At 64.0% G+C, this 23,612-nt stretch carries 20 protein-coding genes and 2 pseudogenes; 9 read left to right on the forward strand and 13 right to left on the reverse strand.

The features are described 5' to 3' along the window. Position 1: 1 nt before the first annotated feature. The 3 genes from DN412_RS05885 (at position 2) to DN412_RS05895 (ending at position 3,555) form a co-directional block, all read left to right on the forward strand. Entirely contained in the window at positions 2–2,245 is a 2,244-nt protein-coding gene (locus tag DN412_RS05885; protein ID WP_115013646.1) for a molybdopterin cofactor-binding domain-containing protein, read from the forward strand. A 49-nt stretch (positions 2,246–2,294) separates the two neighbouring features. Continuing rightward, on the forward strand, positions 2,295–2,894 hold the full coding sequence (locus DN412_RS05890) for a hypothetical protein (protein ID WP_208647567.1): 600 nt from the start codon (positions 2,295–2,297) through the stop codon (positions 2,892–2,894). Between the two features lie 154 nt (positions 2,895–3,048). After that, positions 3,049–3,555, forward strand: a complete 507-nt coding sequence (locus tag DN412_RS05895) for a 2,4'-dihydroxyacetophenone dioxygenase family protein (protein WP_115013648.1) — start codon at positions 3,049–3,051, stop codon at positions 3,553–3,555. Positions 3,556–3,764: 209 nt separating this feature from the next. On the opposite strand, the gene DN412_RS05900 is transcribed toward DN412_RS05895, so the two are convergent. From DN412_RS05900 to DN412_RS05910, 3 genes are all read right to left on the reverse strand, one after another. Continuing rightward, positions 3,765–4,790 (reverse strand): AraC family transcriptional regulator, encoded by a 1,026-nt coding sequence (locus DN412_RS05900; protein WP_161563986.1) that lies wholly within the window; start codon positions 4,788–4,790, stop codon positions 3,765–3,767. A gap of 198 nt (positions 4,791–4,988) precedes the next feature. Continuing rightward, the gene (locus DN412_RS05905) at positions 4,989–5,729 is read right to left on the reverse strand and encodes an SDR family oxidoreductase (protein ID WP_078199783.1); all 741 of its coding nucleotides are present in this window, start codon (positions 5,727–5,729) and stop codon (positions 4,989–4,991) included. Positions 5,730–5,833: 104 nt separating this feature from the next. Then, complete coding sequence (locus tag DN412_RS05910) at positions 5,834–6,409, reverse strand: TetR/AcrR family transcriptional regulator (RefSeq protein ID WP_115013650.1); 576 nt, start codon at positions 6,407–6,409, stop codon at positions 5,834–5,836. An 87-nt stretch (positions 6,410–6,496) separates the two neighbouring features. Between DN412_RS05910 and DN412_RS05915 the strand changes: the two are divergent. Continuing rightward, a pseudogene (locus tag DN412_RS05915) lies at positions 6,497–7,086 on the forward strand (DsbA family protein). A 53-nt stretch (positions 7,087–7,139) separates the two neighbouring features. Further along, a complete protein-coding gene (locus DN412_RS05920) occupies positions 7,140–8,765 on the forward strand; it encodes an AMP-binding protein (protein WP_115013723.1) in 1,626 nt (541 codons plus the stop codon). A gap of 41 nt (positions 8,766–8,806) precedes the next feature. Here the strand turns inward: DN412_RS05920 and DN412_RS05925 are convergent, their stop codons facing one another. Beyond that, a complete protein-coding gene (locus DN412_RS05925; RefSeq protein ID WP_115013651.1) occupies positions 8,807–9,499 on the reverse strand; it encodes a TetR/AcrR family transcriptional regulator in 693 nt (230 codons plus the stop codon). A 62-nt stretch (positions 9,500–9,561) separates the two neighbouring features. On the opposite strand from DN412_RS05925, the gene DN412_RS05930 reads away from it, so the two are divergent. Further along, positions 9,562–11,718, forward strand: coding sequence for an alpha/beta hydrolase fold domain-containing protein (locus DN412_RS05930; RefSeq protein ID WP_115013652.1), 2,157 nt, complete (start codon positions 9,562–9,564; stop codon positions 11,716–11,718). A gap of 119 nt (positions 11,719–11,837) precedes the next feature. Here DN412_RS05930 and DN412_RS05935 read toward each other — a convergent pair whose 3' ends face one another. Beyond that, the gene (locus DN412_RS05935) at positions 11,838–12,494 is read right to left on the reverse strand and encodes a TetR/AcrR family transcriptional regulator (protein WP_115013653.1); all 657 of its coding nucleotides are present in this window, start codon (positions 12,492–12,494) and stop codon (positions 11,838–11,840) included. Between the two features lie 87 nt (positions 12,495–12,581). Between DN412_RS05935 and DN412_RS05940 the strand changes: the two genes are divergently transcribed. Together DN412_RS05940 and DN412_RS05945 are read left to right on the forward strand one after the other, a co-directional pair. Beyond that, entirely contained in the window at positions 12,582–13,682 is a 1,101-nt protein-coding gene (locus DN412_RS05940) for an NmrA family NAD(P)-binding protein (RefSeq protein WP_115013654.1), read from the forward strand. Between the two features lie 44 nt (positions 13,683–13,726). After that, on the forward strand, positions 13,727–14,083 hold the full coding sequence (locus tag DN412_RS05945; RefSeq protein WP_244222566.1) for a hypothetical protein: 357 nt from the start codon (positions 13,727–13,729) through the stop codon (positions 14,081–14,083). A 279-nt stretch (positions 14,084–14,362) separates the two neighbouring features. On the opposite strand, the gene DN412_RS05950 is transcribed toward DN412_RS05945, so the two are convergent. The 3 genes and pseudogenes from DN412_RS05950 to DN412_RS05960 form a co-directional block, all read right to left on the reverse strand. Beyond that, complete coding sequence (locus tag DN412_RS05950; protein ID WP_115013655.1) at positions 14,363–15,469, reverse strand: porin; 1,107 nt, start codon at positions 15,467–15,469, stop codon at positions 14,363–14,365. A gap of 183 nt (positions 15,470–15,652) precedes the next feature. Further along, positions 15,653–15,823 (reverse strand): annotated as a pseudogene (locus tag DN412_RS05955) (maleate cis-trans isomerase family protein); the annotation flags it as partial. 2 nt (positions 15,824–15,825) lie between these two features. Then, positions 15,826–17,127 carry an MFS transporter gene (locus DN412_RS05960; protein ID WP_115013656.1) on the reverse strand — a complete coding sequence of 434 codons (1,302 nt, stop codon included), beginning with the start codon at positions 17,125–17,127 and terminating at the stop codon, positions 15,826–15,828. Between the two features lie 123 nt (positions 17,128–17,250). Here DN412_RS05960 and DN412_RS43370 point away from each other — a divergent pair, with 123 nt between their 5' ends. Beyond that, entirely contained in the window at positions 17,251–17,394 is a 144-nt protein-coding gene (locus DN412_RS43370) for a hypothetical protein (RefSeq protein WP_161563987.1), read from the forward strand. Positions 17,395–17,620: 226 nt separating this feature from the next. Here the strand turns inward: DN412_RS43370 and DN412_RS05970 are convergent, their stop codons facing one another. From DN412_RS05970 to DN412_RS05995, 5 genes are all read right to left on the reverse strand, one after another. After that, positions 17,621–17,827, reverse strand: a complete 207-nt coding sequence (locus DN412_RS05970; RefSeq protein WP_115013658.1) for a hypothetical protein — start codon at positions 17,825–17,827, stop codon at positions 17,621–17,623. Between the two features lie 401 nt (positions 17,828–18,228). Then, complete coding sequence (locus DN412_RS05980) at positions 18,229–19,629, reverse strand: class II fumarate hydratase (RefSeq protein WP_115013659.1); 1,401 nt, start codon at positions 19,627–19,629, stop codon at positions 18,229–18,231. 5 nt (positions 19,630–19,634) lie between these two features. Then, entirely contained in the window at positions 19,635–20,624 is a 990-nt protein-coding gene (locus DN412_RS05985; RefSeq protein ID WP_115013660.1) for a tripartite tricarboxylate transporter substrate binding protein BugD, read from the reverse strand. A gap of 44 nt (positions 20,625–20,668) precedes the next feature. Further along, the gene (locus DN412_RS05990) at positions 20,669–22,063 is read right to left on the reverse strand and encodes a cation:dicarboxylate symporter family transporter (RefSeq protein WP_115013661.1); all 1,395 of its coding nucleotides are present in this window, start codon (positions 22,061–22,063) and stop codon (positions 20,669–20,671) included. A 42-nt stretch (positions 22,064–22,105) separates the two neighbouring features. After that, on the reverse strand, positions 22,106–23,494 hold the full coding sequence (locus DN412_RS05995; RefSeq protein ID WP_115013662.1) for a class-II fumarase/aspartase family protein: 1,389 nt from the start codon (positions 23,492–23,494) through the stop codon (positions 22,106–22,108). Between the last annotated feature and the right edge of the window lie 118 nt (positions 23,495–23,612).

The raw sequence follows: 23,612 nt of genomic DNA on the forward strand, positions 1-23,612 counted from the left end.
GATGGACGAGATCGTCAGCAAGCCCGGTCGCCGCTCCTTCCTGATTGGCTCGGCCGCCGTCGCCGGCGGCGTCGTGTTCGGGCCCTATGTCTTCGCCAGGGGTGCCGCCGGTGCACCGAAGGCCGCAGCGAAGCCGGTCTCGATCACTCCGTGGGTCAGGATCAGCCCCGACAAGATCACCCTGATCACGCCGCACGCCGACGTCGGACAAGGCGCGGTCGCGGGCCAGGCTATTTTCCTGGCGGAGGAGATGGATCTCGACCTTGGCCAGTTTGAAACCGATTTCGGCCCGACCGACAAGGCGTACTACAACACCGCGCTGGTGGATGAACTGATTCCGTTCCTCAGCACTGACCACAGCCCCGAAGCCGAGGCCGCGCGCGCGGGCGCAAGAAAAATGCTCAAGGACGGTGGCATGCAGCTCACCGGCGGCTCGAGCACCATTCCGGACAGCTACACCAAGCTACGCGAGGCTGGCGCGATCGCGCGCGAGACCTTGAAGGCCGCCGCGGCCAGGCGCACCGGCATTGCCGTCGACAAGCTGCGTACCGCATCCGCGGCGGTGATCCTGCCCAACGGCAGGAAGATTCGCTATGTCGATCTCGCTGCCGAGGCAGCCAAAGTGCCGCCGGTGCAGGATGTCGGGCTGCGCGATCCATCGCAGTGGCGCCTGATCGGCAAGCCCACGCAGCGGCTGGATATCGCATCGAAATCCACCGGCCAGCTCAGGTTCGGCATCGATCAGTCTGTGCCGGGCATGGCTTTCGCAACGGTCAAGATGAATCCGAACAAGGGCGCGCCGTTGCAGTCATTCGACGCGGGCAAGGCCGAGCGCATGCCGGGGGTGAAGAAGATCCTGCCGATCACCAACGGCTTCGCCGTGGTCGCGACCAATACCTGGTATGCGATGCAGGCAGCGAATGCGGTGGAGTGCAAGTGGGCCGCGGCCACCGACTATCCGCCCGAGCAGGCCCAGCACTGGGCCGCCGTCGAAGCCGCATTCGCGCCGGACAACGTCGACAAGGTCTGGCGCAACGAGGGCGACGTGGAAGGCGCGTTGCAGGGCGTCAGGGTGATCGAGGCCGAGTATCGCGCACCGTATGTCGCGCATCAGCCGCTCGAACCGCTGAACGCGATCGCCATCGTTCGCGACGACGGCATCGAGCTGTGGACCAGTCACCAGATGCCTGCCGTCGTGCAGGGCATCGCCGCCTCCATCACCGGACACAAGCCGGAGCAGGTCGTGCTGCACAACCAATGGGCTGGCGGCAGCTTCGGTCATCGCCTTGAATTCGAGAACATCCGCGCAGTCGTGCAGATCGCCAGCAAGATGCGCGGCACGCCGGTCAAGCTGGTGTTTTCGCGCGAGGAGGATTTCCTGCAAGATTTCCCGCGCCATATCGGCATGGCGCGCAACCGCGGCGTGGTCAAGGATGGCAAGATCGTCGCGGTGGACTTTCATGTCGCCACCAGTTCGGCCGTGGGGTCGCAGTTCAGCCGCATGGGAATGAAGGCGGCTGGGGCAGACGGTCAAATTCCGCTTGGGACCGGGAACCTCCAGTACGACATCCCGAACTTCAGAATGACGGGCTACCAGGTCAAGGGCACCTCGCCGTGCTCGTCGTGGCGCTCGGTTGGCGCTTCCACTGGCGGCTTCTTCGGTGATGCCTTTATTGATGAATTGCTGTACGCGGCAGGGGTCGATCCACTCAAGGGTCGAATCGACCTGTGCAAGAACGCATTGCACCGCAAGGTACTGGAGGCCGTCGGCGAAATGTCCGGCTGGAATGGCCTGCGGCCAGCCAACAGTCGGGGGCGAGGCGTGGCTTTCACCGAATCCTTTGGCGTCCCCGTAGCCGAGGTGATTGAGGTCTCCGCGACTGAGAAGGGTGCCATCCGCCTCGAGAAGGTCTGGGTGGCTGCCGTTGTCGGCAAGGTCATTGACCCGGTCAACTTCGAAAACCTGGTCCAGGGTGGTGTCGTCTGGGCGCTAGGGCACGCCATGAATTGCGAACTGACCTACGCGAACGGCATGGTGCAGCAGCGCAACTTCAACCAGCATGAGGGCATGCGCATGTTCCAGTGCCCCAGGATAGAAGTGCGCGGCATCGAAGCCGGCCCGATACGGGGAATTGGCGAGCCGCCCGTGCCCCCGGCGGCGCCGGCGCTGGCTAATGCGATTTTCGCAGCCACTGGCAAGCGCCTGCGCGAAATGCCGTTCAACAAGTTCGTCGAGTTCGTTTGAGGGGGCAAACGTGAAACGCATTCTGTTGAGATGCCTGGTTGCCGCCGCCGTGGCCATTGCCGCCCCGATAGCGATCTCAGCCACCGACGACCAGAAGACCGCCAGCGATATGCCGCTTCCGGGCAGCGTCAGCAAGGACGATGGCCTGAAGGCATGGCAGCGCATCCAGGCCGTTATCACCCATCCGCGCTGCGCCAATTGCCACGTTGGCGCAGACAATGTGCCAAGGTGGAACGTTGTTGGGGAGAGCAAGACCCGACTGCACGGTATGGACATCAATGCCGGCTTTGGTCGCGCGGGTATCCCGGGACAAACGTGCACAACTTGCCATGTGACATCGACCGCGCCGAACGATGTACCGCATGCGCCACCACATGTCGGCATTCCCTGGCAACTGGCCCCTGTGCAATTCCAGTGGTTCGGCAAGAGCGGCGCGGAGATCTGTCAGCAGTTGCGCGACCCCAGGCGCAATGGCGGCCGGGACGCTGCCGGGTTGGTAGAGCATCTGCGTCACGATGCCCTGATGCATGGCTTTATCCCCTGGGGCTGGAATCCGGGTGGGGGGCGCGACACACCACCTGGCACATTCGATTCACATGTGAAGGACGTCGCGATGTGGGGTGCCGCGGGCCAGCCTTGTCCCGAATGAGATCAGCTTGCAAAACACACTTGGCGCGCAAAGTACAAATTAGGGCGGCACAGGTCAAGTTCCCACGGGTGACCTGCGATTGAATGGGAACTGGAGATAGCGCACCGATCGCGCTGCGCACACCCAGCCCTTAACTCAATCGGAGATCCATTCCATGCACGCAGAAGCTACGCAAGCCCTCAACGATGTTTCAGCGATCGACACGGTCCATATCGGTGGAAACACCACGCCGTGGATTCCCTTCGCTCCTATCAACGACAAAATCCTACTCAAATACTTCAAGATCAACCCCGTCACGGGCGAAGTGGTATTGCTCATGAAGGCTGCCAAAGGCGAAGGCGCGCATATTCATCGCCATACCGGCACGGTGATGGTCTACACACTCAGCGGTCGATGGAAGTACGACCAGCACGATTGGGTCGCGCAAGCCGGCGATTTCGTTTTCGAGCCATCGGAGTCGTCGCACTCGTTCACGAATCTTTCCGATGACGACAATGGTATGGCGCTCGTGGTCTCGACCGGTGAGCTCCACTTCCTCGACGAAGACGGCAAAGTCACGTTCGTCGAGACGTGGCGGACGGCATTGAACCGCTACCAGGCCTACTGCAAAGCCAATGAGTTGGCCGAGATCGACCTGGTCGGCTGCCAGGGCGGCCGCTAAGCGGCGGCAAGGTCCGTGAGCCAGATGCGTGGCGCACGGACGTGACGCAAAAGGTCAGACCCGTCCGGGTATTCTGGAATGCGCCGATGACAGGGAACGGTATTGATAGAAGCCGCGTCCCACTGACTCACCGATACACCCGGTATCGCCTGATCCGGAGTTCCTGAATCCCACGTTCGTCGTCACGTAAAACCCAAGGTAGGCCATTGCTACCTGGCAGGACGTCCGGCGTCGTCCTCGTGACGCATGGCTCGAAACTGCCGGGGCGTGATGCCCCGCAGTCGCTTGAACGCACGGCTGAACGCGCTTTGCTGCGAATAGCCGAGCAGTTCGGAGATCTCGGCGAGGCGCAGGTCTGACTGCTGCACATACTTCAGGGCGAGATCTTCGCGAACTTGTTCCCGCAGTTCATCGAACGTCGTGCGGGCCTCTGCGAGGCGACGTTGCAAGGACCGCGGGGACGTCGCAAGCGCTCGCGCTATGGCGTTGAGCGAACTGTCAGTGAACGGCAAAAGCGCGCGAATCATCGTTTGCGTGCGTACCGTCCATAGCGCCTCCACCTGGGCCCTTTCCCGCCGCAAATGTGTTTCGAGCACGCGATGCGCGTTACGGCGAAGTTGCGTTACCGGACGCGTCACCGTATCGCGATCGAGGACAATCGCATTTCTGTCCTGATCGAAGTTGAGGGATGGTCCGAACGTGCGCCTGTGCATTGTGCGGTCCGCAGGCGCCGAATGACGGAATTGCACGACGGCCGGCTGCCAGGCGGTGCCACAGATGGTACGCAAGTACTGCATACCGTTGGCGAGACCCAGTTCAACTGCCTGAACTTCTCCGGGGCCGGAAGCGTTCTCAATGTCGTAAGTCAAAACCATCCCCTGTTCGTCCCGCACTGCCCGTACCGAAGACATCGATGTATGCAGCACGTAGAACTCGGCAAGCGTATCCATTGCCTCCCCGAGGGTGCGCGCGCCATGCATCATCACAAGGATCGGCCCCAGGACCGCCAGGCCCTGATATTCGGCGAGTCTTAGTCCAAAGTTCCGGCATTGCGTAACTTCAGCAGCCAGCGAAAGGAATCGAAGCACTTGCGCACCCCGGATCGGCACGTCGGCGGAACGCAGCGCAAGCTCTGGCAGCTCGGCTCCGGTCGCAATCAGCTCGGGTTGAACGCCGAGTGCCTCGAGCAGAGGTGCTGCCCCGGTCAACACAACACTGGGTAGATAACCTTGCATTCTATTTACATCGCTGCGGGAGTTAGAGCGCATGCGAGCCCCGAAGCGCGTCGCAGGCAGCAGGCAGATCTTCGTCAGCGCGAAGATCTCGCCATTCTGCGCAAAGACGCCGCGCGAGGAAGTCTACCCGATGGTATCGCGTTGGCGAATGAAAGCGTACCCACGTTCCGGCGCGGTTTGCGAGTCAGCTCCCGTCGCTTACCAGCGCTCCATATAGGGGCGCAAGTCGAGCTCGAACGTCCAGGCATCCCGCGGCTGCTGGTGAAGATGCCAGTAGTTCTCGGCGATGTGATCCGGATTCAGGATGCCGTCCTGTTCCTTGAGCGCGTAGCGTTCCGGGAACGTATCACGGATGAACGCCGTATCGATGGCGCCATCCACGACCACATGTGCAACATGGATGTTGTGCGGGCCCAGCTCACGCGCCATGCTCTGGGCGAGTGCGCGCAGGGCATGCTTGGCGCCGGCGAACGCGGCAAAGTTGGCGGCGCCGCGCAGGGCGGCGGTTGCTCCCGTGAAGAGAATCGTGCCACGGCCGCGGTTCACCATGCGCCGGGCGGCAGCCTGGGCGTTGAGGAAGCCGCTGAAGCAGGCCATTTCCCAGATCTTGAAATACTTGCGGGGTGTCTCCTCGAGGATGCTGCACGGAACGTTCGCACCGATATTGAAGACCAGCACCTCGATCGGGCCGTGCTCGGATTCGATCTGTTCAAACAGTGCCGTCACGGCTTCTTCCTTGCGGGCATCGCTGCTGTAGCCGAAGGCCTGGCCGCCATCTGCGCGGATGCTGTCGACGAGCGGTTGCAGCTTGTCGGCCGTACGGCGCGTGACGCAGGCGATATAGCCTTCCTTCGCGAAGCGCCGCGCGATGGCCGCGCCGGTGGAGTCACCTGCGCCGATTACCAGGGCAACCTTGGGTTGCGATCCAGTGGATGTCATACGTCTCCTCTTTAATTAACGATCGTTTGGTAAACGTACGTTAGGTCAATGAGCGTCATGATGTCAAGCGGAAAGACGAGGGCGCGAACCCTTGCGACGGCCGCTTAGTCCTTGGTCTCGGTTGCGCTGGGGATCGTCTTGCTCAGGAAGCGCCGGCTTGCCGCGAGGATTTCCTTGCGGGCCTTTTCGCTTTCCACGGCGCGCGCCAGCACCAGGGCGCCCACGCATTGTGCGATCAGAGCCCATGCCGCGTCCGAGTCGCCGGACCGCGCGCGCCAGCTTTGGTGCGTATGCTTCAGGCCGCGCTCGACGATCTCGCGCACCTCGGGGCCCGAGCGCGCAATTTCAGCGCCCAGCGTCGGCAGGATGCAGCCCACCTCGGGATTCATCGCGTGGAAGGAGCTCAAGTAGTCCCGAATGCACTTCGCCACATGGTTATCGGGCGACGCCTCGTCGCCGGCCAGCATGTCGCTACTGTTCTGCATCTCCTGACCGACGATCGCCGCAAACAGTTCCTGCTTGGATTGGAAGTGGCTGTAGAACGCGCCGCCGGTCAGGCCGATGGAGGACATCAGGGCGTCTACCCCGGTCGAGGAAAACCCGCCCCTTTTCGCGATCGCGCTGCTCGCATCCAGCAGCTTCTTGCGGGTCTCTTCCTTGTGGGTCTTGGTGTAGCGCATGGTGGTAAGCACGGCGTTGACATGCTTCTAACCATAGCATATTGTTCGTTAACTAAACGAACGTTTATCAAAAGGAGGGGGCTTGTGATGGCAAAGACCGTGGAGTTCTTTTTCGACGTGGGCAGTCCGGCGTCCTATCTGGCGTGGACGCAGCTTCCCGGGCTGTGCGACCAGGCCGGCGCTCGGCTCGTGTTCAAGCCGGTGCTGCTTGGTGGCGTGTTCCAGGCGACGGGCAATGCCTCTCCCGGGGCCGTACCTGCCAAGGGACGCTACGTCTCGCTCGACCTGGCGCGCTTTGCGCGTCGGTACGACGTGACCTTCCGGCATAACCCGCATTTCCCGATCATGACGCTTCCGTTCATGCGCGGCGCAATCGCGGCGCAGATGCGGCAGCCGCGCTGTTTGACACCTACCTGTCCGCTGTGTTCAAGGCGATCTGGGTGGATGGGCTGGACCTGAACGACCCGGCGCTCGCCGCGCGCACGCTGGCGCAGGCTGGATTTGCTCCCGAACTGTTGCAGGCATGGCTGAACGATCCCGAGGTCAAGGCGGCGTTGAAAGCCAATACCGACGAAGCCGTGCAACGCGGCGTGTTTGGCGCTCCCACCATGTTTGTCGGTGACGACATGTACTTCGGGCAAGACCGGCTGGACTTCGTTCGCGAGGCCCTTGACTAGGCGATTCCGCAGACGACCTCACTAAAACATCACAAGGAGACAATGTGAACGCCATGCCTGAAGATCGTCCCTGGTACCGCTCCTATCCCGAATACGTTCCCCGCGTCATCGATCCGGACGCGCAGCCCGACATCGTGGCACGCCTGGCCGACAGCTTCCATGCCTATGCGGCCCGCACCGTCGCGTCGTGCCAGGGAGAAACACTCAGCTTCGCCGGCCTCGACCGGCAGTCGCGCGCCTTTGCTGCATGGCTGCAGCACCGCGGCTTGCGCCGCGGCGAGCGTGTGGCGGTGCTGCTCCCGAACTGCCTGCCATACCTGATCGCGATGGCTGGCATCCTGCGCGCGGGACTGGTTGTCGTGCCGGTCAATCCGCTGTACACGCCGCGGGAGGTCGAGTACCAGTTGCAGGACTCCGGCGCGGCGTGCCTGGTGCTCGGGGAGTCGCTGCTGCCGGCACTGGAGGACCTTCTGCCCCGGACCGCGGTACGGCAGATTGTCCAGAGCGCCGCACTTGCAGCGGGCGCAGACCGAGCCGCGCCGGCGGCTCCGGCAGCCCGGTCGTCATTCCTCGCCGCGCTGGACGAAGGGGAGGGGCTGCCCCTCGGCCCTGTGTCGGTGGCGCCGACGGACATGGCCTTCCTGCAGTACACGGGGGGGACGACCGGCGTGGCGAAAGGGGCGATGCTGACGCACCGCAGCGTCAGTGCCAGCCTCGCACAGCTGCGTGCCTGGATGGACCCGGTCCTGGCCGGCGCCAACGTGTCACTGGTCACGCCGCTTCCGCTCTATCACGTCTACCCGATGGCCATCGCCTTGCTGTGCATCGCCTGTGGCGTGGAAAACCGGCTGATCCCGAATCCGCGCGACATGGATACAGTCATCGCCGAACTGCGGCGTCGCCCCTTCGAAGTGCTGATTGGCGTGAATACCCTGTTCAACGCGATGGTGGCCCATCCCGAACTGCCGACGCTGGACTTTTCGCGCACGCGGCTCGTCACCGGCGCCGGCGCTTCGGTTCAGAATGCCGTGGCCAGCCGCTGGGCGGCAGCCGGGGCTCCGCCCATCACGGAGGGCTACGGCCTGACCGAGACTTCCCCAAGCGCGACATTCAATCCGCCGGGACGCAATGGCAGCATTGGCATGCCCGTGCCATCAACCGACGTGCTGATCGCCGACGATGACGGGAACCCGTTGCCGACCGGCACGCCTGGCGAATTGCTGATCAAGGGGCCGCAGCTGTTCGCCGGCTACTGGGGCAAGGAGGAGGAGACGCGCAAGGCGTTCAGCGCGGACGGCTGGTTCCGCACCGGGGACATCGTAACCATGGACGAGCATGGCCTGATGACCATCGTCGACCGCAAGAAGGACATGATCCTCGTCTCTGGATTCAACGTCTATCCCAACGAGATCGAGGCCGTGGTGGCGCAGTTGGAGGATGTCCACGAATGTGCCTGCATCGGCGTGCCCGACGAGCGTTCGGGGGAGGCGCCGCATCTGTTCGTGGTCCCGCGCGGCATAGCCAGTGACGATCCGGAGGTGCTGAAGCAGCGGATCCATGCGCATTGCCTGGCCCAACTTGCCCGTTACAAATTGCCCCGCCATATCACGCTCGTGCCGGTCCTGCCGAAATCCGCGGTCGGGAAGGTATTGCGTCGCGAGTTGTCCGGCATGCGGTGAGCAACTGGCGGTTTCAGGGACGAGCCACCGGGCGCATTGCCTCAAGCGCCCCTGACTGCGGGGGGCTGCGCGAGCAGCGCGAGCGTCGATGCGGAAGGCGGCGCTTCCAGCATGGCCTGCAGCGTGTCAAGGACGTTGGATACGCTGTGAGCCGGCTCCCAGAACCGACTGGCAAGCTGCGAATCCATCGCGGCCTCCCACGCGGCCCACGCCGCGCTCCCATACATGCCAACCAGCGAGAGGCGCTGTTGCAGGATCGCTGGCGGGATATGGGGCAGCAGTTCTGCAAGGTGCTCCAGGCAGCGCCGGTAGCCGTGGTTCCACATGTCACCTACCGCCTCCCGGAGTAGTTCGCGATCGGTCAACTGCACACTCGCGATCATCCGGATGTAGGTGTATTGCCCTGTCTGCTCGCCAAGCTCCAGCAGCGGGTACGTCAGTGCTTCGATCAAGCCTCGTAGCGACAGCGACTGTGTCGCTTCCATCTGGTCGAGCATCGCCTGGCGCCGGGCATCGATGAGCTTCGCCCCATCGAGCACCAGTTCCTTGAGCAGGTCGCGCCGGGACCCGAAGTGGTAGTGCAGCGCGGCGTTGTTCCGCTGGCCCGCTGCCGACACGATTTCCTGCACCGTCACGCCTTCCATGCCGCGCAGGGCGAACAGCCGCTGGGCTGCCTGCTTGAGCCGGGCGCGCGTCTCCAGACCGTCAGCACGCAGGGTTTTCACTGATGTCATCTCTAGTTAAGCGAAGTACATTAATTAAGCCATTCAACTTACTTTAGCAAGGAGCTGGCAACATGCGAGTGATTATTGCAGGCGCGGGCATCGGAGGACTTTGTGCGGCGCTGGCGCTGCGGCAGCACGGCATCGACGCGGTCGTTCTTGAACAAGCGGAAAAACTGACGGAGGTGGGCGCGGGCATCCAGATAGCCAGCAATGGGGCACTTTTGCTGCGTGAGATGGGCGTCGAGCCGGACTTGGCCGCCATAGCCATGCAGCCCGACGCGTTCGACTACCGCGACCTCGCCACGGGCCGCCGGCTGTATTACGCGCCACTCGGTCCCGAGGCCGCCAGGCGCTACGGTGCGCCGATGTACAACGTCCATCGCGCCGACTTGATCGACGTCCTTGCGCGCAGGCTGCCTGCCGGTGCGATCCGCCTCGGTGCCAAGATTGCGTCGACCGGCCAGACTGCCGACCGGGCGTGGGTGGATCTTGTCGGCGGGGAGCGGGTAGAGGCCGACGTCGTGGTAGGTGCCGATGGCATTCACTCCGCGGTGCGCTCCGCGCTCCGAGGGCCGGAAACGACGCACTTCGCCAACATCCTGATGTGGCGCGCGCTGATTCCCGCCCACCGGATCACCGGATTGCCGCTGCCCGTGCGAGGCAACAACTGGTTCGGCCCGGGGCGCACGGTGATCTCGTATTGGGTGCGCCCGGACCTGTACAGCATCCTCGCGTCCGTGCCGGCGTCGGAAGTCCATCGCGAAAGCTGGAGCGCCAGCGGCGACGTGGAGGCATTGCGACGCTCATTCCATGGCGCGGAGCCGACCGTTACCGCCTTGCTCGATCAGGTGGAGACCAGCTTCATCACGGGGATGTACTACCGCGATCCGATCGAGCAGTGGAGCACAGGACGCATCACGCTGCTCGGCGACGCCGCCCATGCCATGGTGCCGTTCCTCGCGCAAGGCGCATGCCAGTCCATCGAGGACGCGTGGACGCTGGCCGTCACGCTGGCAAGGGAGGGCGACGCGAGCGTTCCCGAACGATTGCTCGAGTATGAACGGCGCCGGCAGCCACGCACCACGCGCGTACAGGCCGGTGCCCGCGCCATTGTGAAGATGGTGCACGAAGCCGATCCCGAGCGTGTACGCGTGCGCAATGGTCGCTGGAAGGGGATGGCGCGTATCGACCCGCTTGCCGAGACCTCCTGGGGCTTCGTCTGGGCACACGACGAACGGCTGGCAGCCCGGCAAGCGCCGGACGAAGTGGTCGGCATCGCCAACAGCCGCGAGGGCAAGCGCATGCGGCGGCCCGAGAGCCAGCGCGCATTCGACCTATGGAAAAACACCTTCGCGCCGGAAGACGTCGCACGTGGCCACGATGGCATGCGCGAGGCCTACGACCGCATGCTCCTCACCAACTTCCCGGTGCCGGAAGACGCCTCCATCGAAGAAGTCGAGCTCCACGGCGTGCAGGCGCTCCGGCTAGAGGCCGTCGAGACCTCAGCAGAAAACCCGGTCGTGCTGCATTTCCATGGCGGCGCCTATGTCGTGGGTTCGGCGCGCGGCTCGCTGGAGTATGCCCATCGCCTTTCGGCGGCGGTCGGCGGGAGTTGCTACACGGTCGACTACAGGCTTGCTCCCGAGCATCCCTATCCTGCCGCCATCGACGATGCGCTGGACGCCTACCGTGGACTTCTCGCGACGGGTGTTCCGTCCGGGCAGATCATCCTCAGCGGCGAGTCGTCGGGCGGCGGCCTGGCCCTGGCCCTGGCGATCGCGATCCGTAATGCCGAGCTGCCTGCACCTGCCGGGGTGTTCGCGGTCTGTCCCTTTGCCGACCTGACATTGAGCGACCCCACCATCCAGGTTCGCTCGGGAGACGACCCGGCAGCCCACCGCGACACCCTGAGCCTGCTTGGTGCGTCCTACTTCCAGGGTCACGAGCCGACCGACCCGCTCGTATCCCCATTGCATGGAGACCTGCGTGGCCTTCCACCGTTGTTCCTTGCCGTGGCGGAGGGCGAGGTGCTCCAGAGCGACACCATGCGGTTGGCCGACAAGGCACGAGGCAGCGGGGTGGACACGACGTTGCGCGTGATCGACGATTCGGTTCACGTCTTCACGTTGTTCCCGTTCCTGTCCGAGGCGCAGCGGACATTGACGGAATTTGCCCACTGGAGCCGGGGGCACATCGCCTGCTCAGCGCGGCCTCTGGCGGCAGCGTAAAGCGTACAGGCCCGCCTCCTCAGAGACGCGCGTCCCGACATCGATGCCACCGGGACGCGCGGCGCCAATGCCTCAGGCTTGCTTCGACGCAGTCTCGTCGGCGAAGGTCATCAGGTCCGTCACGGTGTCCTGCCTATCGGAAGAAGCTGAAGTTGAAGAAACGCAGCTGTGGCGTCGCGGGCACGTGCCGCGACTTCGCGTGAGTTCGGCCGCTCGGCGACGCCGAGCAGCAGGCTGACCATCAAATTGCCCCACAGCAACCCGCCGAACTGTTCGGCAAGTTCGGCAGGGCGGCCATTGAGCAGTCCGGACGCCTGAGCCCCGGCCATGATTTGCCGCAAGGCGGCACGACTCGTCTCGCGCCCTATGGAGTCGAGCGCTTGCGCCACCTCTGGTGCGTGGACGGCCTCGGCGATCGCCAGCCGGAATACCGCAATGACCGTTGGATCGGTTATCTCGCGGACGAGCTGCGTGCCGAAGGAAGTCAGTACGTGCGCGAGGGTCTCGCGATCGTGCGGCACGGGCAAGTCAGCGGATACCTGTAGTCGCGTGGCGCGCGCGCTGATGCATGCGATCAGCATTTCCTTCTTGTTTCCCACCAGTGCGTACAGTTCTCGCTTCGAAACGCGCGCGAGCGTGGCGATCTCAAGCGTGCTGGTCGCCGCGAAGCCATTCTCCATGAACGCTGCGAAGGCTGCATCGAGGATGCGCGAGCGCACCTCAGAATCGTCGCGGCCTTCCTGACGCTCCTTTGACAGCGATACCGTGGTCATCATCGTCTTCCTTGACATTCGGTACCGCATAGTACCATACTGGAGCAACTCCCTGGTACCTGTGGGTACCAGGACTGCCAGGAGGCTATCATGCTCAAGCCAAGGATCCTCGTGACCGGCGCGACCGGGAAGACAGGCAGCGTCGTCGTTGCCGAACTGCTGAAGGCCGGCTATCCCGTGCGCGCCATGGTGCACCGGGAAGACGGCCGCAGCGTGCGGCTGAAAGCGCAGGGGGCCGAGATAGCGGTCGCCGACATGAGTGATGTCGAGCGCGTCGCCGACGCGCTGAAGGACGTTCAGCGCGCCTACTATTGCCCCCCTTTCGATCCTTACATGATTCAGGGCGCGGTCGCGTTCGCCGTCGCCGCCAGGGAATCCCGGCTCGAACATATTGTTAGCCTGACCCAATGGCTGTCGAGTCCCTCGCATCCGGCCCTCATGACCCGCCAGCACTGGCTCGTCGATCGATTGTTCTCGATGATGCCTCGAGCCGGGCATACGATCGTCAACCCAGGCTTCTTCGCTGATGCCTACCTGGTGACGATTGGGTTGTCCGCGCATCTCGGCATCTTTCCGTGGATCTTCGGTAATAGCCGTAACGCGCCACCTTCCAACGAAGATATCGCGCGAGTTGCCGTCGCGGCGCTGATGGATCCTGCGCGGCACGCCGGAAAAAGCTACCGCCCCACCGGACCGGAGCTGCTCGGCACGCAGGACATGGCCAGGGCCATCGGCCGCGCCGTAGGGCGACCAGTTAGGGTTGCGCCAACCCCGACCTGGATGTTCATGAAGGCCGCACGGATGAGCGGCTACCCGATCGATGTGTTCAGTGGCATTCGCTACTACATCGACGATCACAAGCGCGGCGCCTTCGAGCTGGGGGCGCCAACCATGGACGTGCCCGATGTGACCGGTCAGCCCGCCGAGGACTTCGAGACAATCGCGCGTCGCTACGCGGCACTTCCGCGCAACCGGAGGACGCCCGGCAATTGGCTTCGGCAGTTCGCGCAGTTCATGATCACCCCGCTCAGCCCCGGCTTCGATCTCGACCGCTACGACGGTGAACTGCGCCGTCCGTTCCCGTCAGCACCGCAGTTTGCGCCTGAGTCCAGGGTCTGGCTGCGCGAGCATGCCCTGGCTCACGCGGAACCAGGCGCCGCGATCGCAGAGCTACGCACGCTGCGCGCTTAAGTTCTCACGGTCGATCGCAGGAACTCGAAACAAGGGAGAGAATCATGCTGCCGCAACTCTGGTTCTTCGTTAGCATCGCATTCAGCTTCAGCGCGTGGGGAATCGTCGCGAAGCGATTCATCTGGCCAAAACTCCGCCTTCTGCCACAGGCCGAAGCGCTGCGGCCTCTTCTCATCCTGCACAGCTTCCGCTTTATTGGGTTGGCATTCCTCGTCCCAGGCGTCGTGTCGCCCGAGCTGCCGTCTGCCTTCGCGTATTCCGCCGCCTACGGGGACCTCGTTGCGGCGACACTCGCGTGGCTCGCGCTGGTATCGCTGCCAGGCAGCGCTGGCCTTGTCATGGCATGGATCTTCAACGTGGGGCCTGGCGGATCTCTTGAATGCGTTCTATCAGGCCAATGATGCCGGGCTCGTGCCGGGGCAGTTGGGCGCGGCCTATTTCATTCCGACTCTGGTTGTACCGCTACTGCTGATCACGCACGGACTCGTTTTCCGGATTCTTCTGCAACATCAAAGCCAGTCCGCCATTTGGGAAAGCCGGCATCGCGGTGAAGAGCTATCAAGTGGAGGGCACTCATGACTATCCAGTCGGCACCACAACACCGCTCCAGACTCGCGTTGGCGCTTACCGGGCGAGAGGAGATCTCTCGCCCGGGCTGATTGCGTTACCTTGCGGCCGCCTCAGAACTTGTGGCGAATGCCAAGTACAGCGCCAAACTGATTCTTGCCTGGCACCACCTGCTCACTTGACGATGCTCCAAGAACATCGTTAAACCCGTTCACGCCAAGCGCCGAACGTGTATTGCTATTCAGCGCGTACGACATTGAGGTGTACAAATCGGTACGCTTCGACAAGGAATAGTCGGCGGTAGCAACGAATTGCCAGGGGTTGCCGACGTGAGCGTAACGAAGGTTCTGATAGTACGCCGCGCCGGTCAGCGAGACGGATGGTGTCAGTTGATAGCCCAGGCCAGCCCAAGCGAGATTGGAATAAGTATTCGCAGCACCGCCAGCACCTGGCAGAGAAGCGCCATTGTAAGAGCGTGCATAACGGTAGCCGGCATAGAGCTTAGCCGGGCCCAATGCATAGGTGCCGGCCACCGCCGCGCGACGGATCAACTGGTTGCTTGTCAGTGCGGTGGCAGACGACTGGTTGGTCTGATCGTACACGGCACCGACCGAGAATGGGCCGGCGGCGTAGACAGCCATCAGCGAATACTCGCGGCCATTGGTGAAGTTGCCAGGAACTTCCGTATTGTTGTAGTTGAAGCTGTATAGGCCAGTCACAGTCAGGGCACCGAAGGTGCCGATATACCTGGCCGAATTGTCCGCGCGCTGGCTAAGCATGAACGGATCCTGTGCGCCGATTGCGAACCGGCCTGCGTTACCCATCGGGTCGAATGCACCGGCAAAATCCCAGAACGGAGTCGCGTGGCGTCCCAGGGTCAATTGGCCCCACCGGCTTTGCAAGCCCACAAACGCGGCGCGACCGAACAGCCGAGCGCCCTGGGCCATCTTTCCGTCATCAATGGTAAAGCCACTCTCAACAGTAAAGATGCCCTTCAGCCCCCCGCCCAGATCTTCTACTCCGCGAATGCCCCAGCGCGAACCCGACTGGTTACCCGATTGCAGGGCCAGCAAGCTGGAACTGGCCTTGGCTGCATTCGGGACGCTATTCAGGTACTCGACACCGATGTCAGCGACTCCGTAAAGCGTCACGCTTGATTGGGCATATGTCCCAGCCGACGCAAGGAGCCCGGCGGAAATAGCGAACAGTTTGAGCCTCATGTTTTCCTTGTTTGTAAGTTTGTAAGAATGAGCTAATGGAGGCTGTTGGCCCGGTGCGGCTTTGGCCAGCCGTTGCGCAGCCTCCTCTACGCAAAGGACATGGCCAACGGGTTTCTGCGGAATTCCAGAAGTAATCAGTCCGGCAGCCGCACTAACGACTGATCATTTGACTTCGCGGAACAGTCAGCCCCAGCCCTGCAGCGCGCGGGTGTCGACGCCGGCCAGGCGCAGCGATTTCCACACCACGGTGGCGATCGTGTCGTAGACCGGGATGCCGGTCTCGGCTTCGAGCGCTTCCACCAGATGCGCGGCATGCAGGTTGGTGCAGAACGTGGTGATGACCTGCGGCTGTGCCGTCAGACCGGGATCTTCTTCTCGTAGTCGATGTTGGTCGACGCGAGCAGCAGTCCGACACCGCAGGCGGCAAAGAACATCAGTGCCAGGAAGTAGGAGCCGGTGGCCTGGACGATCAGGCCGACGATGATCGGCACGCTGATGCCGGCGATGTTGCCGCCCAGGTTCATCACGCCACCGAGGAAGCCCACCTTGTTACGGGTGCCCAGCATCGATGGCACGGACCAGAACAGGCCGCACCAGCGCAGGAAGAAGAGCGTGGAGGACAGCAGCACCACAACTACCACGGGGTCGGTGACATAGGCCACCGAGAAGATCGACACCGTGGCCACAACGGCGGCGATGCCGAACAGCGTGCGCATCACGACGTTGGGACGTCCCCCGGCTTCCTTCCACTTGTCGGCGATCCAGCCGCCGATCAGTTCGCCGACGAAACCGGCGAAGAAGATGACGAAGCTGGCGCCGCCCATCTGCTTGAGATCGAAGCCGCGAGCCTTGCTCAGGTAGGTGGGCATCCAGGTCAGCAGGCCATAGAACACGGCGTTGAAGCACATCCAGCTAATGGCCATGCACCAGACCGAGCGGTACTTGAAGAAGTCCAGCGAGCGGCCGCTCAGGTTGGTCGGCTCCTCGCTGTGCTCCAGGGCAAGCGCGTCCTCGATATGACGGGCTTCCTGTTCATTGACGCCTTGGTGTTCGCTCGGCGAGTTGCGGATGTACCACCATGCCACGAAGCCGGCCAGTACCGTGCCCACGCCAGCCACCACGAACGACATGCGCCACGAGCCCAGTTCGCTGATCAGCCCGGCGATGATGAGCGAACCGAGCGCCGCGCCCAGCGGTGCGCCGCCGTCCAGCAGCGTGGCGCCGCGGCCGCGCTCGTTCTTCGTCATCCAGATGGCATTGAGCTTGCCGCCGGCCGGGTAGATCGGCGCTTCGGCGGCGCCCAGCCCGAGCCGGGTCAACATCAGCGTGGTGGCGTTGGTGCAGACCGCCGCGATCGCCTGGAAGAAGCCCCAGAACACGGTGGCGCAGGCAATCACGATGCGGGGCTTGTACTTGTCGGCCAGCATGCCGCCCGGCACCTGCATGAATGCGTAGGTCCAGAAGAATGAACTCAGGATCAGCCCCTGCATGGCGGGGCTGAGATCGAACTCCTTGGCGATCAGCGGCATGGCCACCGACAGCGAGGCGCGGTCGATGTAGTTGATCGCCACGAGCAGCAGCATCATCAGGAAGATCTTCCATCGCACGCTGCTGCGGGGAACCGCAAGCGAGGCTGCGGCGGGGCTTGTCGATTGCATGACGGGTGTCTCCTTGACCTTGAGTCCTTCGATTGAGGCGTTTTGTTTAAGGTGTCGCGCAACGGGCCGGAGTATATGGTACGTAATCTGTAATTACAACGTGGGTAAGTACCTGATTATTATGTGTTGTATATCAGGTATGGCATTGCCTGGGTGGAATCTAGGTCACAGCGCGAAGGCTACGCGCTGGCGGTCGGGAACACGCATAACAGCGAGGCGCTGGAAGATCTGATGGTGGAGTTGTTCCGCCGCGCGTCGGTGACCTGATCCTTGGCCCGTGCGAAATAGAGCACCCCGAGTACCTCGTTTCTGGAAGCCAGAAATCAGGGTGCGCCACGGGGCAAGGTACGGCGGCCTGCCGGGGTGTTTGACGTGCTGGCGCTGGCGCGGGGACGTCTGCGTGCCTCAGGCCGAGGCGCCGCTTCGCGTGAATTCGCCGGCATGGCGCTTCACGAATTCGAGCATGCTCGTCAGTGCCTCGCCCGTGAGCACTTCAGACGCGATATCCGTAGAGCGTGCCGTCGCCCTCGCGCGCGTTATCGAGCGAGCTGGCGGCAAGCTGACGACTGGCGTTGTCGTTCGGCTGGGCTGCGCCGGCAGGCGGCGTGCCCGGATGGTCATTGACCGTGGCCAGGGTAGGGTCGGCGACAGCGACAAAAACAGTGGCTGCAATCGCCATCAGGATGTGTGTGCGGATCATCTGGAACTCCTTGGTTCGAGCAGGAAAGGACTGCCTGCAGCATGAAACTTGCATCATGCAAGTAACACTGTGGAGTATAGGCTTTTATTATGAAAGTTACTCGGTGACTTAGGCCGCCGGGCATCCGCATCTGGTCGAGCGGGGCGTCTACTTTGAAGCGGAAGGCCACCTGCAGGCTGCGCCCGCGCCGCGGTTCGACGGCAAGGCGATGGCGGCCGGCGAGATCCCGCGGCGCGGCCAGCACACTGGCGACATCATGATCGCACTGGAGGCCGGCCAGTCCGGCGGTGTCTGGAAGACCGACTGATTACTGAAGCGCGCGGCGAGGGTCGGATCCCGCCAACGCGATTGCGCTCCGGCCAACGGTCGGAGCGCCTTTTTTGCTGCCTGCTGCGGCGGCATCACGGGATTGGGTTCCCCTTCGCCAGCCGCATCGGGTCCACCAGCCGGTCAAACTCCTCACCGCTCAGCAATCCCAGCGCAATCGCCGCTTCCCGCGGCGAAATTCCCTGTGCCACGGCAAGCGTCGTGATCTGCGCCGCGCGGTCGTAGCCCAGCACCGGGTTGAGCGCGGTCACGGCAAGCAGCGGACTGTCCAGGTTGCGCGCCAGCTGATCATGGTTGGCCGCCAGCCCCCGCACCAGCCGTAGCGCGAAGACCCGCGCACTGTCGGCCAGCACGCGCACCGATTGCAGCACGTTGTAGATCAGCACCGGCTTGGCCACGTTCAGTTCAAAGCTGCCGGAGGCGCCAGCCATCGTCACCGTGACGTGATTGCCGGCTACCTGCATGGCGGCCTGCACCACCACCTCGGCGATGGTCGGGTTGCGCTTGCCGGGCATGATCGACGAGGTCAGGCCGTCTTCCGGGATCAGCAACTCGCCCAGCCCGCAGCGCGGGCCGGAGCCGAGCCAGCGCAGGTCGTTGGCGATCTTGGTGAAGGAGACGGCGATCACGTTGAGCACGCCGGACAGCTCGACCAGTGCGTCATGCGCGGCCATGCCCTCGACCTTGCACGGGTTGGGGCGGAAGGCGAGGCCCGTCAGCTCGCTGGCTTCCGCGCAAAAGGCCTGGGCGAAACCCCCCGGCGCGTTCAGGCCGGTGCCGGCCGCGGTGCCGCCCTGCGGCAGCATCAGCAGGCGCGGCAGGGCGTCGCGCACGCGTTCGATGGCGTGATCGACCTGCGCGGTAAAGCCGTCGAAGGCCTGGCCCATGGTCATCGGCACGGCATCCATCAGGTGCGTGCGCGCAATCTTGAGCACGTCGGCAAAGGCGTAGGCGCGCTCACGCAGGGTGTCGCGCAGCAGCGCCAGCGCGGGCAGCAGGCGGTCTTCCAGCTCCAGCGCGGCGGTCATGTGCATGACCGTCGGGAAACTGTCGTTGGAAGACTGCGATGCGTTGACGTGGTCGTTCGGGTGCACCGGCGCGCGCGTGCCCAGGGCGTGGCCGAACTGCTCGTTGGCCCGGTTGGCGATGACCTCGTTGGCGTTCATATTGGTCTGCGTGCCCGAGCCGGTCTGCCAGATGGTCAGCGGGAAATGGCTGTCGAACTGGCCGCTGCGCAGCTCGGCCGCGGCGGCGATGATGGCCTCGGCGATGGCGGCATCCAGCACGCCGCAGCGCAGGTTGGCCCTGGCCGCCGCCATCTTGTGCACGCCGAAGGCGTGGACCAGGCAGGCGGGAAAGCGCTCTTCCCCGATCTCGAAGATCGCCAGCGCCCGCTGCGTCTGGGCGCCCCAGTAGCGGTCGGCGGGGATGTCGACCGGCCCGAAGGCATCGTGCTCTACGCGCAATCTGGTCATGGTGCTCAGTCCAGCGAGATATTGGCCTTGGCCGCCACCGCCTTCCAGCGGGTGACCTCGGACTGGGTGTGCCTGCCCAGCGCGGCGGCGGTGTATTGCTCAGGCGGCAGCATCTGGATTGCCTGTGCGGTCATCTTGCCGGTGAAGGCCTTGTCGCTCATCACCTTCAGATAAGCCTGCTGCATCTTGTCGATCACGGCCGGCGGCGTGCCCTTTGGCGCGTAGATGCCGTACCACGTGCTCGCTTCAAAGCCGGGCAGGCCCGACTCCGCCAGCGTGGGCACATCCTTGAGCTGCGCCACCCGGGTGGCCGAAGTCACGGCCAGCGGCCGCACCTTGGACTCGGTGATCTGCGGCAGCGCGGTATTGGTCTGGTCGAACATGCCATCCACCTGCCCGCCGATCACGTCGATCAGCGCGGGGCCGGCGCCCTTGTACGGCACCAGCGAGACCTGCACGCCCGCCGACGCGGCGAACAGCGCCGCCACCAGGTGCGAAGTGGAGCCCATGCCGGCGTTGCTGAGATTGAGCTTGCCCGGGTTCTTCTTGCCGTACTCGACCAGCGCGCGCACGTCCTTGGCGGGATGGTCCCTGCGCACCATCAGCACCATCGGCGTATCCGGGAAGCGGAACACCGGCGCAAAGTCCTTGACCGGGTCGTAAGGCAGCTTTTTGTACAGCGCGGGAGCCGCGCCCATATAGCCCATGTGCCCCACCAGCATGGTGTAGCCGTCAGCCGGCGCGCGCGCCGCCTTGGCCGCGCCGACGGTGCCGCCGGCGCCCGGCGAGTTGTCGATGATGATCGACTGGCCGACCTCGCGCGAAACGCGCTCGGCAATGGTGCGCGCCAGCGCGTCGGTTGGGCCGCCGGCGGCGAACGGGACGATCCAGGTGATCGGCTTGTTCGGCCAGGCTTGCGCCGACGCCGGAGTTGCGGCCGCTGCCGTGGCGAGGACAAGTGCCGCGCACGCGGCCAGCTTGCTGATGGGGCTCATGGGTTGTCTCCTTGGTTTGATTTGCTTTGGTATCTGCTTTGGTGTCAGATTGCCTGCGCCTTGTTCAGCGGCAGGCCGGGCGACTCGGGGCGGACCTGGGGCAGGGCGCCGTCGCTGAAGGCGGCGTCTTCGGCCGCGACTTCCGGATAGCGTTCGGGATAGAGATGCCGTTCAGCAGTGCCGGCGTCGAAGGTGCCCGACCACTTGGCCACCACCACCGTCGCCACGCTGTTGCCGATCGTGTTGCAGGTGGAGATCGCCATCGACAGGAAGCGGTAGACGCCGAAGATCACCGCCAGGCCTTCCACCGGCAGCATGCCCGTGGAGGTCACGGTGGCGGCAAACACCACGAACGATCCGCCCGACACCGTGGCCGCGCCTTTGGAGGTCAGCAGCATCAGCAGCAGGATGCCGATCTGGTGGTCCAGCGTCAGCGGCACGCCATAGGCATGGGAGATGAACATCACGCCCATGGCCATGAAGATCGAAGTGCCGTCCAGATTGAAGGCGTAACCCGTCGGCAGCACCAGGCCCACCGTCTGCCTGGCGCAGCCCAGCCGCTGCAGCTTGACCAGCAGGCGCGGCAGCGCGCTTTCCGACGAGGCGGTTCCGAGCACGATCAGGATCTCTTCCTTGATATAGCGCAGAAAGCGCCACAGGCTGAAGCCGGACAGCTTTGCGATCAGGCCCAGCACGACCGCGATGAACACCACCACCACCGCGTAGAAGCTCAGCACCAGTTGCGCCAGCGCGACCAGCACTGCCGTGCCATTGCTGCCCACCGAGTACGCCACCGCGCCGAAGGTGCCGATCGGGGCGAGCTTCATCACCAGGTTGATGAAGGCGAAGAGCACCTCGGAGATGCTGTCCAGCCCGTCGTTGATCTTCTCGCGGCGCGCTTCGGGAATCGCCAGGATGCCGATGCCCACCATCACCGCCAGCACCACCACCTGCAGCAGCTCGCCCTTGGCGAACGCGCCGACGAAGTTGTCGGGCACGATGTGCATCATGAACTCAAGGAAGCCCTGCGGCGCGGCTGCCTTGGCCGCGGGCGCGGCGCTGCCTGGCGCCACGCTGGCCATGCCTTTGCCGATCTCCAGCAGGTTGCCGGCCAGCATGCCGACCACCAGTGCGATGGTTGAGATCACCTCGAAGTAGACGATCGAGCGCCAGCCCACCCGGCCCGCGCTCTTGACGTCGCCGGCCGAGGCGATGCCATGCACGATGGTGAGAAATACCAGCGGCGCTACGCCCGCCTTGATCAGCGAGAGGAACATGTCCCCCAGCAGCTTGAGCTTGGATGCGAACTGCGGGAACAGAAAGCCGGCGGCGATGCCGAGCACGAGCGAGACCAGCACCTGCATGCCGAGCCTGCGGTACCACGGCAGCGGCCTGGGCGGCACCGGTGCGGCCGGTGCCTGGATAGTTGGATGTTGCATGTAGTCTTCCTCCACCAGTAGTGCGAGCGGATGCCTGCGATCTCAGGCTGCGGATTGCCTGGACAGGGAGATGGCGCGGTCGACCATCTGCGGCGCGAGTCCGAGGTAATTGGCCGGATCGGTCATCCTGTCGATGGCGGCGCGGTCAAAGTGTTGGGTGACCTCGGGCAGTGCGGCGAGCGCATCGGCCAGCGTGCCGCCGTGTTCGTTGACGGTGCGGCAGGCGTCGTAGACCACGTCGTGCGCCTGCTGGCGGCCGATATGCGGGGCCATGCCCATCATCACGGCCTCGGCCACGATCAGGCCGTTGGAGATGCCCAGGTTGTGCTGCATGCGGGCTTCATCGACGATCAGGCCGCCCAGTGCGAACTTGGCCTGGTGCAGCGCGCCGGCGCTCAGGATGAAGCTCTCGGGGATGGCGATCCATTCCGCATGCCAGGGGCCGGTGGCGCGTTCGAAGTCCTGCACCATCGCGTCGACCATCAGGCCGGCGTGCTGGCGCACCGCCTTGGAGGCCGCCAGCATCAGCTCGCTGGAGATCGGGTTGCGCTTCTGCGGCATGGTGCTGCTGGCGCCACGGCCCTTGACGAAGGGCTCGTAGACCTCGGCGAACTCGGTCGACGCCATGATCATGATGTCGAGCGCGATCTTGCCGAGCGAGCCAGTGATCAGTGCCAGCAGGTTCACCGCTTCGGCAAAGCCGTCGCGCGCCACGTGCCAGGTGGTGGCGGGAACGCCCAGGCCCAGTTCTTCAGCCAGGGCTTGCTGCACGGCGAAGCCCTTGTTGTCGCCTTGTCCGCCCAGCGACGCCAGCGTGCCCGCGGCACCGGCGAATTCGACCACGGCCACGCGCGGGCGCAGTTCGGCCAGGCGTTGCTGGTGGCGGTCGAACATGGCCAGCCAGATCGCCACCTTGTAGCCAAACGTCACCGGCAGCGCCTGCTGCAGGTGGGTGCGGCCCGCCATCGGGGTGTCGCGATGCTTCACCGCCAGGTCGGCCAGGATGCCGCGCAGTTCGCGGATATCGGCGTCGATGCTGTCGAGCGCGTCGCGCACCTGCAGCGCGACCGCGGTGTCCATGATGTCCTGCGTGGTGGCGCCCCAGTGCACGTAGCGCCCGGCTTCGCCGCACATCGCCACCAACTGGTGCACCAGCGGCAGGATCGGATAGCCGACAATGTCGGTTTCCTCGCGCATGTGATCGAAGTCGATGCGCTCCAGGCGCGATTCGCGGGCGATCACCTCGGCCGCTTCCGCCGGGATCACGCCGACCCTGGCCTCGGCCCGGGCGAGCCCGACCTCGACATCCATATAGCGCTGGATCAGCGCCACGTCGGAGAAAATCTGGCGCATCTTGGCGGTGCCGAAAGCATCGCGGAACAGGATGGAATCAACGACGGTGCTGGCGGTGGGGGCAGAGAACAGGGTCATGGTGCTACCTTGAGGGGAAAGGGGCAGTCCGGTAATATGTTCGAACATATCCGGCATTAAATATGTTCGAACATATTTAGAAAATAAGGGTTAACCCGTGTCCATTGGTTGTGACGCG

The sequence above is a fragment of the Cupriavidus lacunae genome (assembly GCF_003353055.1).
In the GTDB taxonomy this organism is placed as follows: Bacteria; Pseudomonadota; Gammaproteobacteria; order Burkholderiales; family Burkholderiaceae; genus Cupriavidus; species Cupriavidus lacunae.